Annotated in this window: 11 protein-coding genes; 8 read left to right on the top strand and 3 right to left on the bottom strand. The window is 72.6% G+C overall.

The features are described from left to right. Window positions 1–118: 118 nt before the first annotated feature. On the top strand, window positions 119–1861 hold the full coding sequence (gene recN / locus ACICHK_RS10355; protein ID WP_406836661.1) for a DNA repair protein RecN: 1743 nt from the start codon (window positions 119–121) through the stop codon (window positions 1859–1861). A 658-nt stretch (window positions 1862–2519) separates the two neighbouring features. Continuing rightward, window positions 2520–3653, top strand: coding sequence for a glycosyltransferase family 4 protein (locus ACICHK_RS10350; RefSeq protein WP_406836660.1), 1134 nt, complete (start codon window positions 2520–2522; stop codon window positions 3651–3653). Window positions 3654–3673: 20 nt separating this feature from the next. Here ACICHK_RS10350 and ACICHK_RS10345 read toward each other — a convergent pair whose 3' ends face one another. The 3 genes from ACICHK_RS10345 to ACICHK_RS10335 all read right to left on the bottom strand — a co-directional run bounded on the left by ACICHK_RS10345 (window position 3674) and on the right by ACICHK_RS10335 (window position 8703). Next, entirely contained in the window at window positions 3674–5302 is a 1629-nt protein-coding gene (locus ACICHK_RS10345; RefSeq protein ID WP_151474654.1) for a PucR family transcriptional regulator, read from the bottom strand. A gap of 97 nt (window positions 5303–5399) precedes the next feature. Continuing rightward, complete coding sequence (locus ACICHK_RS10340; protein ID WP_406836659.1) at window positions 5400–6794, bottom strand: FAD-binding oxidoreductase; 1395 nt, start codon at window positions 6792–6794, stop codon at window positions 5400–5402. A gap of 106 nt (window positions 6795–6900) precedes the next feature. Next, window positions 6901–8703 carry a glycoside hydrolase family 15 protein gene (locus ACICHK_RS10335; protein ID WP_406841188.1) on the bottom strand — a complete coding sequence of 601 codons (1803 nt, stop codon included), beginning with the start codon at window positions 8701–8703 and terminating at the stop codon, window positions 6901–6903. Between the two features lie 562 nt (window positions 8704–9265). Here ACICHK_RS10335 and ACICHK_RS10330 point away from each other — a divergent pair. The 6 genes from ACICHK_RS10330 to ACICHK_RS10305 all read left to right on the top strand — a co-directional run bounded on the left by ACICHK_RS10330 (window position 9266) and on the right by ACICHK_RS10305 (window position 17369). Continuing rightward, a complete protein-coding gene (locus ACICHK_RS10330; protein ID WP_151474656.1) occupies window positions 9266–10933 on the top strand; it encodes a CTP synthase in 1668 nt (555 codons plus the stop codon). A gap of 108 nt (window positions 10934–11041) precedes the next feature. Then, window positions 11042–11668: an NUDIX hydrolase gene (locus ACICHK_RS10325; protein WP_151474657.1), complete on the top strand. Its 627-nt coding sequence runs from the start codon at window positions 11042–11044 to the stop codon at window positions 11666–11668. Between the two features lie 217 nt (window positions 11669–11885). Continuing rightward, window positions 11886–13967, top strand: coding sequence for a tetratricopeptide repeat protein (locus ACICHK_RS10320; RefSeq protein ID WP_406836658.1), 2082 nt, complete (start codon window positions 11886–11888; stop codon window positions 13965–13967). A gap of 162 nt (window positions 13968–14129) precedes the next feature. Beyond that, the gene (ald, locus tag ACICHK_RS10315; RefSeq protein WP_192582832.1) at window positions 14130–15254 is read left to right on the top strand and encodes an alanine dehydrogenase; all 1125 of its coding nucleotides are present in this window, start codon (window positions 14130–14132) and stop codon (window positions 15252–15254) included. 424 nt (window positions 15255–15678) lie between these two features. Then, window positions 15679–16806 (top strand): ParA family protein, encoded by a 1128-nt coding sequence (locus ACICHK_RS10310; protein WP_151474659.1) that lies wholly within the window; start codon window positions 15679–15681, stop codon window positions 16804–16806. Continuing rightward, on the top strand, window positions 16791–17369 hold the full coding sequence (locus ACICHK_RS10305; RefSeq protein WP_151474660.1) for a hypothetical protein: 579 nt from the start codon (window positions 16791–16793) through the stop codon (window positions 17367–17369). Before ACICHK_RS10310 ends, ACICHK_RS10305 begins: the two co-directional genes overlap by 16 nt. Window positions 17370–17380 lie beyond the last annotated feature (11 nt).

Here is a 17380-nt window from a genome sequence, read left to right as displayed (position 1 = left end):
TCCGCCCGGGTGCCGGGCCGCCTCCGCGCGAGCCGTCGGCCAACGAGAGCACCTCCGGAAAGTAACGCTCGGTTCTCTTTGCGGGGGGCGGCGTCACACGGCGCCGGGAAAACCTCGTATGGTCGGGGACGTGTTGGAGGAGATGCGGATACGGTCGCTCGGAGTCATCGACGACGCGGTCGTCGAGCTGTCACCCGGCTTCACCGCCGTGACCGGTGAGACCGGCGCGGGCAAGACGATGGTGGTCACCAGCCTCGGGCTGCTGCTGGGCGGGCGGGCGGACCCGGCCCTCGTACGGATCGGCGCCAAGAGCGCCGTCGTGGAGGGGCGGATCAGCGTGCCCGCGGGCGGGACGGCCGTCGTACGGGCCGAGGAGGCCGGCGCCGAGCTCGACGAGGGCATGCTGCTGATCAGCCGTACCGTTTCGGCGGAGGGGCGTTCCCGCGCGCACCTGGGCGGACGCTCGGTGCCGGTGGGCGTGCTCGCCGAACTCGCCGACGAACTCGTCGCGGTGCACGGCCAGACCGATCAGCAGGGGCTGCTCAAGCTGTCCCGGCAGCGGGGGGCCCTGGACCGGTACGCGGGCGACGCGGTCGCCGTGCCGCTCGCCAAGTACGCGGGCGCCTACCGCCGGCTGCGGGCGGTCTCGACCGAACTGGACGAGATCACGACGCGCGCGCGGGAACGGGCCCAGGAAGCCGACATGCTGCGCTTCGGACTCGACGAGATCGCGGCCGTGGAGCCGCGGGCGGGCGAGGACGCGGAGCTGGCGGCGGAGGCGGAACGGCTCGGCCACGCGGAGGCACTGGCGTCGGCCGCCACGGCCGCGCACGCCGCGCTGGCGGGCAATCCCGAGGACCCGGAGGGCATCGACGCGGCCACGCTCGTCGCGGGCGCCCACCGGGCGCTGGAGGCCGTGCGGTCGCACGACTCGGCCCTCGCCGCGCTGTCCGGGCGGATCGGGGAGATCAACATCCTGCTCGGCGACGTCGCCGGCGAACTCGCGGGCTACGCCGACGACCTCGACGCCGACCCGCTGCGGCTGGCGGCCGTCGAGGAGCGCAGGGCCGCGCTCACCCAGCTGACCCGCAAGTACGGCGAGGACATCGACGCCGTGATCGCCTGGGCCGAGGCGAGCGCCGAGCGGCTCACCGAACTCGACGGCGACGACGAGCGGATCGGCGAGCTGACCGCCGAGCGGGACGCGCTGCGCGGTGAACTGGGCGGTCTCGCCCAGGCGCTGACGGACGCCCGTACGGAGGCCGCCGAGCGGTTCGCCGCCGCCGTCACCGCCGAACTGGCCTCGCTCGCCATGCCGCACGCGCGCGTGTCCTTCGAGATCCGGCAGACCGACGACCCGGAGGGGGTCGAGGTCGGCGGGCGCCCGGTGGCCTACGGTCCGGCCGGCGCCGACGAGGTGGAGCTCCTGCTCGCTCCGCATCCCGGGGCGCCGCCGCGGCCCATCGCCAAGGGGGCGTCCGGCGGTGAGCTCTCGCGCGTGATGCTCGCGGTGGAGGTCGTGTTCGCGGGGACCGACCCCGTGCCGACGTACCTCTTCGACGAGGTCGACGCGGGTGTCGGCGGCAAGGCCGCGGTCGAGATCGGGCGACGGCTGGCGAAGCTCGCCCGGACCGCGCAGGTGGTCGTCGTCACGCATCTGCCGCAGGTGGCCGCCTTCGCCGACCGGCAGCTGCTGGTCGAGAAGACGAACGACGGTTCGGTGACGCGGTCCGGTGTGAAGGTGCTGGAGGGGGAGGAGCGGATCCGCGAGCTGTCCCGGATGCTCGCCGGCCAGGAGGACTCCGAGACGGCCCGGGCCCATGCGGAGGAGCTGCTGGCGGCGGCCCGCGCCGACGCGTAGCGGGAGGCCTGCCCCGTTCGGCGGGGGCAGGACCGCCCGTTCGGGGCCAGGACCCCCGCTCGGCGGGGGCAGGACCGCCCGGCCGGGTGGCTCCGCCCGCGCTGCCCCGCTTCCGTCACGTCTGCTCTTTTCGCCCCCTCCGCCCCTGCCCTTCCCGTACCCGGGGGCTCCGCCCCCGGCCCCCCGCTCCTCAAACGCCGGAGGGGCTGAAACTTGCCCCGGCCGGGGCTGAAGCTTTCCCCGGTCGGCGCTGAAATCCGGCGTGCAGGGGGAGCGTCGTCTCCCGGGTGCGCCGTGTGTGGCGGGGGCGCGCCCTTCGGTGCGCGGCTGCACCCTCGGCACGGGGTGGCGAACGACACGGTGGGAGCCCGTCGGCCCCGGGTCGGCCCGCGGGGCGCGGGGAGTCACGGGCGCCGCACGGGTCCCGCGCGGTCCCCCTCTCCCCGGAACGGGCCATTCATCACTCGTGCGGGTGACCGTCGTCGCCGGGTTGCCCCGTCTGACGTGCCCTCGTCGTGATGGCGGTGCCGGAAGGCCCGGACGGCCTGGCATCCTTGGCGTAGTACGCGGTGCACGACGTGCGGTACCCCCTCCTCCGCACCACCCTTCCGTGCGTTTCCCCGTGACCGTCCGACGCCGAATCAGGAGCCCCGGCCACGTGAGCCACGTGAGCAGCCACCCACCGCACGGCCAGCCGCTGCGCACCGTGCAGGTGCTCGGCGGCGGAAGCGCGGGCAGCAGCGCGCACGTGCGGTCGCTGGCCGCGGGGCTGGTCGCCCGAGGGGTACGGGTCACCGTCTGCGCTCCCGCCGAGGCGGACCACGTGTACGGGTTCAGCGGCGTCGGCGCGCACCACGTTCCCGTGCCCCGCAGCAGCGACCCCGCCTCGGTGTCCGCGCTGCGGGCGGCCTGCGCGGACGCCGATCTCGTGCACGCGCACGGGCTCCACGCGGCGCTGCGGGCGGCGCTGGCGCTCAGCGGGCGGCGCGTCCCCCTCGTCGTCACCTGGCACACCCGTTCGGAGGCCGACGGCGCCCGGGCCCACGTACTGCGGCTCCTGGAGCGGCGGGTCGCCAGGGCCGCCGCCGTGGTGCTCGGGACCTCGTCCGACCTGGTGGACCGGGCCCGCAGGAGGGGAGCGCGTGACGCCCGGCTCGCCGCCGTCGCGCTCGCGGCTCCGCGCCCGCCCGCCGACCCCGTGGAACCCGACCGGTTCCGGCACAAGGCACGGGCCGAACTCGGCGCGACCGACCGCGCGTTGCTCATCGCGGTCGGATCGCTCGACCGGCACCGCGGCTACCACACCCTCGTGGACGCCTCGCGCGCGTGGTGCCGCCTCGATCCCGTGCCCCTGCTCGTCGTCGCGGGGGAGGGGCCGCTGCGCGCCGTCCTCCAGCGCCGGATCGAGGACGAGGAGCTGCCGGTCCGGCTCGTCGGGCGGCGCGACGACGTCACGGAACTGCTCGCGGCGGCCGACCTCGCCCTGCTGCCCAGCAGATGGGAGTCGCGCCCGGTGCTGGCGCAGGAGGCCCTCCACGCGCGCGTCCCGCTCGTCGCCACGGCGGTCGGGGGCATCCCCGAGATGGTCGGCGACGCGGCCGAACTCGTCCCGTACGGGAACGCGAAGGCGCTCGGCGACGCCGTCGTGCGGCTGCTCGCCGATCCGGGGCGCCAGGAGGTCCTGCGGGAGAAGGGCGTCCGGCAGGCCGCCACCTGGCCGACCGAGGACGAGACGGTCGCCCAGGTGCTCAGCGTCTACGACGAGTTCACCCGGTTCGGGCCGCTGATCTGACACCGGCCGGCCGGCGGCCCTCACGGAACATGTCTGCGTGCCCGCAGCGCCAGGCTCAACGCCAGTACCGTCTGCGGGTCGTCCAGGTCCGTGCCCAGCAACTCGCCGATCCGGGCGAGGCGGTTGTAGAGGGTCTGCCGGTTGAGGTGCAGCTCGCGGGCGGTCTCCGCCTTGCGGCCCGCGTGCGCCAGATACGTCTGCAGGGTGGGCAGCAGAGGCGGTCTGGAGCGGACGTCGTGGTCGCGGAGCGGGCCGATCGCGCGCTCCACGAAGGCGGCCAGGTCGGGGTGCTCGCGCAGCCGCCACAGCAGCAGGTCGATGTCCAGACGGCGGGCGTCGTACCAGGGCCGGTCCGACAGTCCCTGCGCGGCCGTCGCCGTCTCCGCCGCGTGCCTGAGGCCCGCCGACGCGGCCGCCCAGCCGCCGGCGACCCCGACCACCACCACCGGCGGCTGTGCCCCGGGCCGCTGCATGCCCGCGCGCTCCACCCCGGCACGCAGCGCCGCCGCGACGCGGTCCGCCACGGCCGCCCGTTCCGACTCCGAGCGCAGGCCGAGGAGCAGCGGTACCCGGCCCTCGACGGGACGTACGCCCAGCAGGACCGGGACGCCCACCGAGGCCAGTTCCTCGGCCACGGCACGGGCCAGGACGGCCCAGCCGCCCCCGGGGGCGAGGCCGTCGGCCAGTCGCATCACGACCGGCAGGAGCGGGCCGGAGCCGGGCTTGAAGCCGAGCACGCGGGCCTGCGCCGGCGCGTCCTCGGCCTCGATGCGGCCCTCGGCGAGGTCGGTCAGGAAGTCGCCGCGCCCCCGCGCGGCCAGTTCCTCCTCCTGACGGGCCTGCATCAGCACGACGGCCAGGACGCCCGCGGCCCGCTCGGCGGCGATCCGGTGCACCGGGGCGACCGGCGCGCCGACGGGCAGCAGCACCAGGCGGGCCCGTACGGAGCCGGTGCCGGGGCCGCCGCCGGGCACGTCCACCAGGGTGGTCCCCGCGGGCGGCTCCTCCTTGTGCTGGCCGCGCAGCCCCTCCCAGACCTGGAGCGGATCGGCGCCGGCGGAGCCGGCCCCGGCGGCGTACAGGAGTTGTCCGTCGGCCGTCTCCAGGAAGACCGGGTTGCCGCTAAAGTCCGCGAGGATGCTCAGGACCTGGGGCACTCCGCCGCCGCCGAGCAGGGCCTCGGTGCAGCGCCGGTGCACCTCCTCGGCCTGCTGGAGCAGCGCGTAGTGGCCGTTGACGATCTCGGTGTGGATCTCCTCGGTGACCGTCACGAAGGGCACCTCGCGGTGCAGCTGCACCAGCGGCAGACCGGTGGAACGGGCCGTCTCCACGAGCGCGGCGGGCAGCCGGGTGAAGCGCGGGCCGAGCTCCACGACGAGCGCCGCGATCCCGCGCTCGGCGAGGGTGCGGACGAACGCGCGCTGGTCGGCCGGGCGGGTGCCGAGACCGTACCCCGTGGTCAGCAGCAGTTCGCCGCCCTTGAGCAGCGAGGCGATGTTCGGCACCTCGCCCGCGTGCACCCAGCGCACGGTCCGGTGCAGCCGGTCGGCCCCCGCGACGATCTCCGGCAGCCCGCTGCGCAGGCCGGGCAGTTCGAGGGCCCGCTGCACGGTGATTCCGGCGCCTTGGGTGTCGTAACGGCTGTCCATGCAGCGGACGCTACCCGCGGACGGCTCGCGGGGGCATCCCGGGCCGCCCGCGGGCGACGGCGGGGCCGCCGCGGGCGGTGTCCGGTGGGTGCCGGGGTCAGGCGCCCGCCGGTACCGGGGCGATGTTGTGGTTGAAGCGGAAGACGTTGTCCGGGTCGTACTCGGCCTTCACCGCGGCCAGCCGCCGCATGTTGTCCTCGCCGAGGCCGGCCGCCACCCGGTCCGTGCCCTCGTCCCCGATGAAGTTCAGGTAGACCGCGCCGGTGCTCCACGGCCGGACGTCCTCGCGGACCTTCCTGACCCACTCGACGCACCGCTCGTCGTCGGCCGGGTCCTCCCAGATGCCGAAGGGGTGCACGGCCCAGGACGCGTCGCGGTAGGGGACCGGGAACCGGGACGGCCCGGAGGCGATGGCGCCGCCCTGCGGGAACAGCACGTGCTGGGTGCCGGTGGGGACGGGCATGGCGTCGCCGAGGGCGCAGAAGACGTCCACGAAGTCGTCGGGCGCGTCGGCCAGGTACTCCGCCGACCAGTAGTTCCGCATGCCGGGCGGGTCGTCGATCATGCACTGGAAGTCGGCGTAGGGCAGGGCCGTGACGATCTCCACCTCGTGCGGCAGCGCCAGCAGCGGCTGGGCGACCTTGCGCATGTCCTCCTCGCCCCCCGCGTACGCGACGAGGGCACCGCACAGCAGCTTGCCGACCAGCTCCCCGGGCATGAACTCCTCGGGCGGGGCGGTCAGGTAGAGGATGCCGCCGCTCGCCTCCGGCGGTCCGGTCGCGATGATCTCGCGGTAGACGCGGATCACCTCGGGGCCGTGTTCCGGCAGGTACATCAGCAGGGCGATGGAGAACTCGGGCAGCGGGTGCAGCTTGAGGGTCAGCGCGGTGGCGACCCCGAAGTTCCCGCCGCCGCCGTGCAGGGCCCAGAACAGTTCCGGGTTCTCCTGTTCGGTGGCGCGTACCGGCGAACCGTCGGCCGTCACCAGTTCGACCCCGAGCAGATTGTCGATGGCGAGGCCGCAGGAGCGGTCCAGCCAGCCGCTGCCGCCGCCGAGGACGAAGCCGCCGACGCCGGTCGTCGAGGCGCGGCCGCCGGTGGTCGCGAGGCCGTGGGGCTGGGTGGCCCGGTCGAGATGGCTCATCAGCGCTCCGCCCTCGACCCGGACCGTCTCCGACCCGGGGTGGACGGTGACCCCGTGCATACGGCTGAGGTCGATGACGAGCCCGCCGTCGTTGAGCGACATGCCGGCGACGCTGTGACCGCCTCCGCGTACGGCGATCGGCAGATCCAGCTCACGCGCGAAGCGCACCGCGCGTGTCACGTCGGCCTCGCCCTCGCACCGCACGATCACGGCCGGCCGCCGGTCGATCATCGCGTTGAAGATCGTCCGGGCCTCGTCGTACCCCGGGTCGTCCGGGGTGAGCGCGTCACCGGAGAGACCCGCGCGGAGTGCGGCCAGTGCCGCGCCGGCCTTCGAAAGGGGAGCCATGGAAGCCGCCCCCTTCCATGAGGGGACAGGACTCCTTCCAGGCTAGGCGGGCACGGCGCATCGGGCGCGTCGGGGAGGGGCCCCCACGCGCCCGGCGCGGTGCGGCTCAGCCGCCGTAAGCCCCGCTCGCCGTCAGCCTGAGGGCCGTGTCGATCAGCGGGACGTGGCTGAAGGCCTGCGGGAAGTTCCCGACCTGGCGCTGCAGCCGCGGGTCCCACTCCTCGGCCAGCAGACCGAGGTCGTTGCGCAGGGCCAGCAGGCGCTCGAAGAGCTTGCGGGCCTCGTCGACCCGGCCGATCATCGCGAGGTCGTCGGCCATCCAGAACGAGCAGGCGAGGAACGCGCCCTCGTCGCCCTCCAGTCCGTCCACGCCCGCGTTCTCGCCGTCGGTCGGGTAGCGCAGGATGAAGCCGTCGGAGGTGGACAGCTCGCGCTGGATCGCCTCGATGGTGCCGATCACCCGCTTGTCGTCCGGCGGCAGGAAGCCCATCTGCGGGATGAGCAGCAGCGAGGCGTCGAGCTCCTTCGAGCCATAGGACTGCGTGAAGGTGTTCCGCTCCGGGTCGTAGCCCTTCTCGCACACGTCCCGGTGGATGTCGTCGCGCAGTTCGCGCCACTTCTCCAGCGGGCCGTGCGCGTCCCCGGACTCGACGAGCTTGATGGTGCGGTCGACGGCGACCCAGGCCATCACCTTGGAGTGCACGAAGTGCCGCCGCGGGCCCCGGACCTCCCAGATCCCCTCGTCCGGCTGGTCCCAGTGGGTCTCCAGGTAGCGGATCAGCTTCAGCTGGAGCAGCGAGGCGTAGTCGTTGCGGGACAGGCCCGTCATGTGGGCCAGGTGCAGGGCCTCGGTGACCTCGCCGTAGACGTCGAGCTGGAGCTGGTGCGCGGCGCCGTTGCCGACCCGGACGGGCGCCGAATTCTCGTACCCGGGAAGCCAGTCGAGTTCGGCTTCGCCCAACTCCCTTTCCCCCGCGATGCCGTACATGATCTGGAGGTTCTCCGGGTCGCCGGCGACCGCGCGCAGCAGCCACTCGCGCCAGGCGCGGGCCTCCTCGCGGTAGCCGGTGCGCAGCAGCGAGGAGAGGGTGATGGCCGCGTCGCGCAGCCAGGTGTAGCGGTAGTCCCAGTTGCGCACGCCGCCGATCTCCTCCGGCAGGGAGGTGGTGGGCGCGGCGACGATGCCGCCGGTGGGCGCGTAGGTCAGGGCCTTCAGCGTGATCAGGGAGCGGACGACGGCCTCGCGGTAGGGGCCGTGGTACGTGCACTGGTCGACCCAGTCGCGCCAGAACTCCTCGGTCGCCTCCAGGGACTGCTCCGGCTCGGGCAGCGGCGGCGGCTGCTTGTGCGAGGGCTCCCAGGAGACGGTGAAGGCGACCCTCTCGCCCGGCGCCACGGTGAAGTCGGCGTAGGTGGTCAGGTCCTTGCCGTAGGTCTGGCACTCCGTGTCGAACCAGACCGAGTCGGGTCCGGCGACCGCGACGGTGCGCCCCTCGTGCCGGCGCACCCAGGGCACGACGCGGCCGTACGAGAACCGCATGCGCAGCGTGGAGCGCATCGGCACCCGGCCGCTCACGCCCTCGACGATCCGGATCAGCTGCGGCGCGCCGTCGCGCGGGGGCATGAAATCGGTGATCCGGACCGTGCCGCGCGGGGTGTCCCACTCGGACTCGAGGATCAGCGAGTCGCCGCGGTACCGGCGGCGCGACGCCGCGGGCGGCTGCTCGTCGTCCGCGTGCGCGGGGCCGAGCCGCCAGAATCCGTGATCCTCCGTGCCGAGCAGCCCCGCGAAGATGGCATGGGAGTCGAAGCGGGGCAGGCACAGCCAGTCGACTGTGCCGTCCCGGCAGACCAGCGCGGCTGTCTGCATGTCTCCGATGAGTGCGTAGTCCTCGATGCGCCCGGCCACGTGCATCTCCAGTCGAACGGCCACGGCGCCCCTGCGCGGGGCGGTCGCTCTTGCGGTCATAAGGGAACGTAGGTACTGCGAAAACAGTAAGCAATGGGAGTCGGTCACTGCGGAACGTCGATGATGGAGGACGTCCGTCGTGCTTCGCTCGTGCTTCGCTGCGAAACGTCAGTTGTCGGTTGCGATGGGCGATGCGATATGTCGTCTCGAAACGAACTGACAGGCCCTCTTTGTTCCGGTTGCGTACGGGATGGTGTCGTGTGCCGGAGGGGCTCGGCAGCGAGTGTCCGAGCAGGATACGACGCACGTGGAAGATCCGCGTGCCGCTCCGGACAACCCGGCTGAGCCGATCGGGTGAGCGATGGGCGGGGCGCGTGCCGGGCAGGGTGTCCGGGTGTGCGCGGAGCGTGGCCGGAAGCGGCCTCCTCCGGTCGCTGATACCCTGGTAGCCCGTGGACCGGTGGGCGAGAAACCCCCGAACCGCAGCGACGGCACCCCCGGAAATCTCCGGGCCCCACGCCGGCACGCACCCCAGACCGACCACGGGAGCCCCCTCTTGGCCATGCCGCCCAGTGCTTTTCGAAACAGCACAGCCACGACGACCAAGCACATCTTCGTCACCGGGGGTGTCGCCTCCTCCCTCGGCAAGGGCCTGACCGCCTCCAGCCTGGGCGCGCTGCTCAAGGCACGGGGTCTGCGCGTCACCATGCAGAAGCTCGACCCGTACCTGAACGTCGACCCGGGCACCATGAACCCGTTCCAGCACGGCGAGGTGTTCGTCACCAACGACGGCGCGGAGACGGACCTGGACATCGGGCACTACGAGCGCTTCCTCGACGTGGACCTGGACGGCTCGGCCAACGTGACCACCGGTCAGGTGTACTCCACCGTCATCGCCAAGGAGCGGCGCGGCGAGTACCTCGGTGACACCGTGCAGGTCATCCCGCACATCACCAACGAGATCAAGCACCGCATCCGCCGCATGGCCACCGACGACGTCGACGTCGTCATCACCGAGGTCGGCGGCACGGTCGGCGACATCGAGTCGCTGCCCTTCCTGGAGACGGTCCGCCAGGTCCGGCACGAGGTCGGCCGCGACAACGTGTTCGTCGTGCACATCTCGCTCCTGCCCTACATCGGCCCGTCCGGCGAGCTGAAGACCAAGCCGACGCAGCACTCGGTCGCGGCGCTGCGCAACATCGGTATCCAGCCGGACGCGATCGTGCTGCGGGCCGACCGCGAGGTCCCCACCGCCATCAAGCGCAAGATCTCGCTGATGTGCGACGTCGACGAGGCCGCCGTGGTCGCGGCGATCGACGCCAAGTCGATCTACGACATCCCGAAGGTCCTGCACACCGAGGGACTGGACGCCTACGTCGTCCGCAAGCTGGACCTGCCGTTCCGTGACGTGGACTGGGCGACCTGGGACGACCTGCTCGACCGCGTCCACAACCCGGTCCACGAGATCACCCTGGCGCTCGTCGGCAAGTACATCGACCTGCCCGACGCCTACCTCTCGGTCACCGAGGCGCTGCGCGCCGGCGGTTTCGCCAACAAGGCCCGCGTCAAGATCAAGTGGGTCACCTCGGACGACTGCAAGACCCCGGCGGGCGCGGCCAAGCAGCTCGGCGACGTCGACGCGATCTGCATCCCCGGCGGCTTCGGCGACCGGGGCGTGTCCGGCAAGGTCGGCGCGATCCAGTACGCCCGCGAGAACCGCGTCCCGCTGCTCGGCCTGTGCCTGGGCCTGCAGTGCATCGTGATCGAGGCCGCGCGGAACCTGGCCGACATCCCCGACGCCAACTCCACCGAGTTCGACTCCGGCACCGGTCACCCGGTCATCTCCACGATGGCCGAGCAGCTCGACATCGTGGCGGGCGAGGGCGACATGGGCGGCACCATGCGACTGGGCATGTACCCGGCCAAGCTCGCCGAGGGCTCGATCGTGCGCGAGGTGTACGACGGCAAGGAGTACGTCGAGGAGCGCCACCGCCACCGCTACGAGGTGAACAACGCCTACCGCGCCGAGCTGGAGAAGAAGGCCGGTCTGCAGTTCTCCGGCACCTCCCCGGACGGCAAGCTCGTCGAGTACGTCGAGTACCCGCGCGACGTCCACCCGTACCTGGTCGCGACCCAGGCGCACCCCGAGCTGCGCTCCCGTCCGACCCGGCCGCACCCGCTCTTCGCGGGCCTGGTCAAGGCCGCGGTGGCACGCAAGACGGGCAAGTAGTACAGGGCTGTACGGTGACCGGGGTGCGGGTCCGCGGGTGTTCCCGCCGGGCGCGCGCCCCGGCCCCGTCAGCGGACCGGCTTCTTTTCGCGCGTGGGAGGACAGGCCATGACGATCAAGGACACCCCCGAGGAGTGGGAGGTCCGCGCGACCGACACCCCCTTCAAGGGCAACAAGACCTCGGTGCGCACCGACGACGTGGTCATGCCCGGCGGATCCGTCGTCCGCCGCGACTACCAGGTCCACCCGGGCTCGGTGGCCGTGCTCGCCCTGGACGACGAGGGCCGTGTCCTGGTCCTGCGCCAGTACCGCCACCCCGTGCGCCAGAAGCTGTGGGAGATCCCGGCCGGCCTGCTCGACGTCCCCGGCGAGAACCCGCTGCACGCCGCCCAGCGCGAGCTCTACGAGGAGGCGCACGTCAAGGCGGAGACCTGGCGCGTGCTGACCGACGTCTACACCACGCCCGGCGGCTGCGACGAGGCCATCCGGATCTTCCTGGCCCGCGACCTCTCCCCGGTGGAGGGCGAGCGGTTCGAGGTGGAGGACGAGGAGGCCGACATGGAGCTGGCCCGCGTCCCCCTCGACGAACTCGTCAGCGGTGTGCTCGCCGGAGACCTGCACAACAACTGTCTGGTCGTGGGCGTCCTCTCGCTCGTCGCCGCGCGGCAGGGTGCCGGACTCGACGCCCTGCGCCCGGCCGAGGCGCCCTGGCCCGCCCGCCCCTTCGAGGCCTGATCCCGCCTCCGGGGCGGCCGCGCCGTCCGGCCGCCCCGCTCCGGACGGGCCGTGTACGCCCATACGAGGAAGCCGGTCCTACGATCATCTGATCCGATCGGGGGACGTCGCCGTCGCGCTCCGCCCGGATCGTCGCAGAGCGTGAACTAGGCTCTGGAAAACGCCCGCACCGGAGTCCCGGCGGGCTTGCTCGTGCAGTGGAACGGGAGCGTGGCCCGTGGCGGATCAGGCGGTGGACGGCGGTGGCGCCAAGGCGTCGCCCAAGGGGCAGCGCCCGGCTGCCGGGTCCCCTCCTACGGACAGTCAGTTCCTGGGCCGTGCAAGAGAGTTGAAGGAACTCCGGGCGGACATCGAGCGGGCGGGACTCGACACCATCGCCGGCCGCAAGGCCCCCCGCGCGCGAGTGCTGCTCATCGCGGGCAAGCCCGGATCCGGCCGCACCGCGCTCGCCGCCCGGCTCGCCGCGCAGGTCGCCGAGAGTTACCCCGACGGCATACTGCGCGCCCGGCTCACCGAACCCGACGGCACACCGGTGCCCACCGAGGCCACCGCGCGGGAACTGCTCACCGCCCTCGGACTGTCCGCACCGCCCGGAGCCGGGGCCGACGACCTCGGTGAACGGTTGCGCGAGGCCTTCGCGGTCCGCCGGGCGGTGCTCCTGCTCGACGACGCGGCCGACGCCGAGCAGGTCGACGCGCTGCTGCCCGACTCCCCGGACTGCCTGGTCGTCGCCGTCTCCGGCGGGCCGCTGACCGGCATCGCGGACGTCCGCCCCTGCACGCTGGGCGGCCTGGACACCAAGTCCGCCCTCGAACTCCTCGGCCACTTCACCGGCTCGGTGCGCATCACCGTCGACCCGCTCGCCGCCGAAGGGCTGGTCGAACTGTGCGCGGGCCAGCCGACCGCCCTGGTGCTGGCCGGCGGCTGGCTCGCCGCGCGTCCCGCCGCCGCCGTCGCCGACCTCGCCAAGCACCTGCGCACCGAGGGCGAGGACGGCACACCGATGGACCGCGTCTTCCGGCTCTCGTACGCCTCCTTGCCGGGCGCCGCCGCGCGGATGCTGCGACTGCTCTCGCTGGCCCCCGCCGGCCTCGTCGACCCGCACACCGCCTCCGCGCTGGCCGGCTGCTCGGTCCAGGAGGCGCACACCATGCTGGACGAGTTCACCGGACTCGGCCTGCTGCGCGCCGTCCCCTCGCCGCTGCCGCAGTACGAGGTCCCCGGCTGTCTCCACCCCCTGCTTCGGGCGCTCGTCGACACCCACGACCGGCCCGCCGAGGTGCAGCTGGCCCGCGCCCGGATGCTGGAGCGGACCGTACGGCTCCTGGTGTCCTGCCGCGCCATCACCGAGACCGACAGCTCGCCCGCCCGGGAGAAGCTCGCGGGGACGCCGCGCGCCCTGCGCTTCCCCAGCCCCCGGGCGGCCGAGGACTGGCTGCGCGTCCGCCGGCCCGCGCTGCTCGCCTCGGCCCGGGCGGCGGTCGCCGACGGGGAGCTGGACACCCTCGCCCGGCGGCTGATGGCCGCCCTGGTACGGGCGATGGCCGCCCATTTCGGCACCCGGGCCGCGGCGCCCGACCTGTACGGCATCCACCGTCTCGTCCTGGACGTCGCCGAACGCCGGAACCTGCCCCGCGAGAAGGCGGCGGCCCTGCTCAACCTCGCCGACCTGGACGCGGAGACCGGCCGCAGGACCGACGCCCTCGCCCGCTACCGGGCCGCGCTCGACGCCGGACGCGAGGCGAACGACCCCTACGCGACCGGCCGCGCGATGGAATCCGTAGGCGGCGCCCACCAGGAACTCGGGGACCACGACCGCGCCGCCGACTGGTACGGCAGGGCGCTCGCCCAGCGGCTCGCGCGCGACGAGCGCGTGGATGCCGCCCGGCTGTACGGGCGCATCGCCACCGCGCACACCTACGCGGGCCGTTACGGCGAGGCGCAGGTCAACTGGCGGGCCGCGGTCGCCTGGCACCGCAAGAACGGTGATGTCGCGGCCCAGGCGAGGGCGTTGAGCGAGATGGCCCGCGTCCAGGAGTACGCGGGACGGTCCGAGGAGTCGCTGCGCACCTGCCAGGAGGCCGTCGAGTGGGCCCGCCGCGCGGACGACGTACGCCTGCAGGCCGCGCTGCAGCTCAGGCTGGCCGACACCCTGGAGCGGCTCGGCGACCCGGCGGCCGCCCGGCTGCACCGCGCGGCGGCCGAGCGCATGCTGGGAGATGAGCTGCCGGAGGGTGTATCCGGCGTGGAACACCCCGCTAACGCCTACGAAATCCGCAGTGCACCCGCTGAAGATTGATGCATTGAAAGGCTAGACACCGAGAATCCCTTCATTAGACTGGCTCCACCGCGTTCTTTCGTGGTGTGTCCCGGTGTGCCCCCGTACACCGGGTATGTCGTGCATTGCCTGGCTTGCATCGCCTCGGCACGCATAGCCCCAGAGCCCTCTGAGTCAAGGACCGTGATCGACGTGAAGGTCGGCATCCCCCGCGAGGTCAAGAACAACGAGTTCCGGGTGGCCATCACCCCCGCCGGTGTGCACGAGCTCGTGCGCCACGGCCACCAGGTCTTCGTCGAGCAGAACGCCGGTGTGGGCTCCTCGATCACGGACGAGGAGTACGTCGCCGCCGGCGCGCAGATCCTGCCCACCGCCGACGAGGTCTGGGCCACCGCCGACCTGCTGCTGAAGGTCAAGGAGCCCATCGCGGAGGAGTACCACCGCCTCCGCAAGGACCAGACGCTCTTCACCTACCTGCACCTGGCCGCGTCCAAGGAGTGCACGGACGCCCTCCTGGAGTCCGGCACCACCGCGATCGCCTACGAGACCGTCGAGCTGCCGAGCCGCGCGCTGCCGCTGCTCGCCCCGATGTCCGAGGTCGCGGGCCGGCTCGCCCCGCAGGTCGGCGCCTATCACCTGATGCGCGCCAACGGCGGCCGCGGTGTCCTGCCCGGCGGTGTCCCGGGCGTGCTGCCGGCCAAGGCCGTCGTGATCGGCGGCGGTGTCTCCGGCTGGAACGCCGCGCAGATCGCCATCGGCATGGGCTTCGACGTGACGCTGCTCGACCGCGACATCAACAAGCTGCGCGAGGCCGACAAGATCTTCGGTACGAAGATCAAGGCCGTCATGTCCAACTCCTTCGAGCTGGAGAAGGCCTGCCTGGAGGCCGACCTCGTGATCGGCGCCGTGCTGATCCCCGGCGCCAAGGCGCCGAAGCTGGTCACCAACGAGCTCGTCTCCCGGATGAAGCCGGGGAGTGTCCTTGTCGACATCGCGATCGACCAGGGCGGCTGCTTCGAGGACTCGCGTCCCACCACGCACGCCGAGCCGACCTTCCCGGTCCACAACTCGGTCTTCTACTGCGTCGCCAACATGCCCGGCGCGGTGCCCAACACCTCGACGTACGCGCTGACCAACGCCACGCTGCCGTACATCGTCGAGCTCGCGAACCGGGGCTGGACCGAGGCGCTGCGCCGGGACAACGCGCTGGCCAAGGGCCTCAACACCCATGACGGCAAGGTTGTTTACCGCGAGGTCGCCGAGGCCCACGGGCTGGAGCACGTCGCGCTGGAGAGCCTGCTCGGCTGAGTCTCCCGGCGGCTCGGCAGCCGGCGCTCCGAGGCCGACTCCGCTCCCGCAAAAGGCGATACGTCAACACGGTCGTCAACACCTCGTACCCGGCCGGACCTTGCCCGACAAGGTCCGGCCGGGTGTGTGTCAGGTCACTTCGGGGCACTCGTTCAACTCGCCACGAACGTAACTCTTCAACCGATTCGCACACCGGTGAAACCTGCCGTGCGACGGCCTTACGCCCTTGACAGAGGGGTGTTCGGTTGCCGACACATCGGGGCGGGTCCGGCGGATTGTGTTGCTGCGGAGCGGTGACACGCCATAGAGTCGCCAACCGTCGGCATGGTGCCACGCTGACCTATCGAGAAGTTCCCTGGTCACCAAGGAGGTAAGACGACTTGTGAATGAGTCGACATTTACTCCCGGGGGTGGTCAACCAGGAATGCCGGCGCGGGGCCAGGACTCCACGGGGCTCGAGGCTGTCGGCTCCGTCGCTGTCCGCACCTTCGCAGCCCACCAGAGTCCCCGGACGACTCAGACAGCACACCCGAGCATGGATGGCCATCACGTGAACGCCATGGCCGGCAACGGAAGTGGCGAGAACCACACCCACTTCGCCGACTACGACGAACTGCCCGAGGGGCACTTCTACGACCCCGACGCCGAGTACGAGCCCGATCCGGAGTACGCGGCCACGCTCGCGCCCGACGCGGCCCGTCAGCGCCGTGAGCGCATCGGCCCGACAGGGCGCCCGCTGCCCTACTTCCCGATCCCGGGTCCGCTGACCAGTCACGGCCCCGCGACGATCATCGCGATGTGCAACCAGAAGGGCGGCGTGGGCAAGACCACGTCGACCATCAACCTGGGGGCCGCGCTCGCGGAGTACGGACGCAGGGTGCTGCTCGTCGACTTCGACCCGCAGGGCGCGCTGTCCGTGGGACTCGGCGTCAACCCGATGGAGCTCGACCTCACCGTCTACAACCTGCTCATGGAGCGGGGCATGGCGGCCGACGAGGTGCTCCTGAAGACGGCGGTCCCGAACATGGACCTGCTGCCCAGCAACATCGACCTGTCCGCCGCCGAGGTGCAGCTGGTGAGCGAGGTCGCCCGCGAGTCCACGCTGCAGCGCGCCCTGAAGCCGCTGATGGCCGACTACGACTACATCGTGATCGACTGCCAGCCCTCGCTCGGCCTGCTCACCGTGAACGCGCTGACCGCGGCCCACAAGGTGATCGTGCCGCTGGAGTGCGAGTTCTTCGCGCTGCGCGGTGTCGCGCTGCTCACCGAGACGATCGAGAAGGTCCAGGAGCGGCTCAACCCCGAGCTGGAGCTCGACGGCATCCTCGCCACGATGTACGACTCCCGCACGGTGCACAGCCGTGAGGTGCTCGCGCGCGTCGTCGAGGCCTTCGACGATCACGTCTACCACACCGTGATCGGCCGGACCGTCCGCTTCCCGGAGACCACGGTCGCCGGCGAGCCGATCACCACGTACGCCTCCAACTCCGTCGGCGCCGCCGCCTATCGCCAGCTCGCCAGGGAGGTGCTCGCCCGGTGTCACGCCGAGTGAGTCTGCCGGGGGCCGACGAACTGTTCCGTACCACCGGGGGCATGGCGCTCCAGTCGTCCACCCCCACCCGCCGGGCCAATGGCGAGAGCCGGGTGCCGGCCCCGGCCGGCGAGAGCGACGCGGCGGCCGGGGAGGACGCGCCCCAGTCGGTGCCCGTCCAGGGCGGTGACGGCGAGGGCGACGAACACGTCGCCGCCGACGCCGAACCCTCCGGTGCGGGGGAGTCGCGCAGCCGGGGGAGCGCCCCGGACCGTTCGGGGCGCGGCCGGCCGGCGCAGGAAGGCTCCGCCACCCCTTCCACGTCCGTGCAGTCGTCCCGCAAGCGGGGGCGCGCCGCGAACCGCCGGCCCAGCGGGCGGGAACGGCACGACGAGAAGATCACGGTGTACGTGTCCGCCGAGGAGCTGATGGACCTCGAACACGCGCGCCTGGTGCTCCGCGGTGAACACGGTCTCGCCGTCGACCGCGGGCGGATCGTCCGCGAGGCGGTCGCCGTGGTCCTGGCGGACCTGGAGTCCCGCGGGGACGCGAGCATTCTCGTACGGCGACTGCGCGGGCGGTAGCGGTAGCCTGC

Source organism: Streptomyces sp. AHU1 (genome assembly GCF_045343905.1).
GTDB classification, from domain to species: Bacteria; Actinomycetota; Actinomycetes; order Streptomycetales; family Streptomycetaceae; genus Streptomyces; species Streptomyces triticiradicis.
This window is presented reverse-complemented; position numbering and strand designations above follow the sequence as displayed.

Coding starts and splice junctions, on each gene's coding strand:
- recN (WP_406836661.1), top strand. CDS start 119: ATGGTCGGGGACGTGTTGGAGGAGATGCGGATACGGTCGCTCGGAGTC.
- ACICHK_RS10345 (WP_151474654.1), bottom strand. CDS start 5,302: ATGGACAGCCGTTACGACACCCAAGGCGCCGGAATCACCGTGCAGCGG.
- ACICHK_RS10340 (WP_406836659.1), bottom strand. CDS start 6,794: ATGGCTCCCCTTTCGAAGGCCGGCGCGGCACTGGCCGCACTCCGCGCG.
- ACICHK_RS10330 (WP_151474656.1), top strand. CDS start 9,266: ATGCCGCCCAGTGCTTTTCGAAACAGCACAGCCACGACGACCAAGCAC.
- ACICHK_RS10325 (WP_151474657.1), top strand. CDS start 11,042: ATGACGATCAAGGACACCCCCGAGGAGTGGGAGGTCCGCGCGACCGAC.
- ACICHK_RS10310 (WP_151474659.1), top strand. CDS start 15,679: ATGCCGGCGCGGGGCCAGGACTCCACGGGGCTCGAGGCTGTCGGCTCC.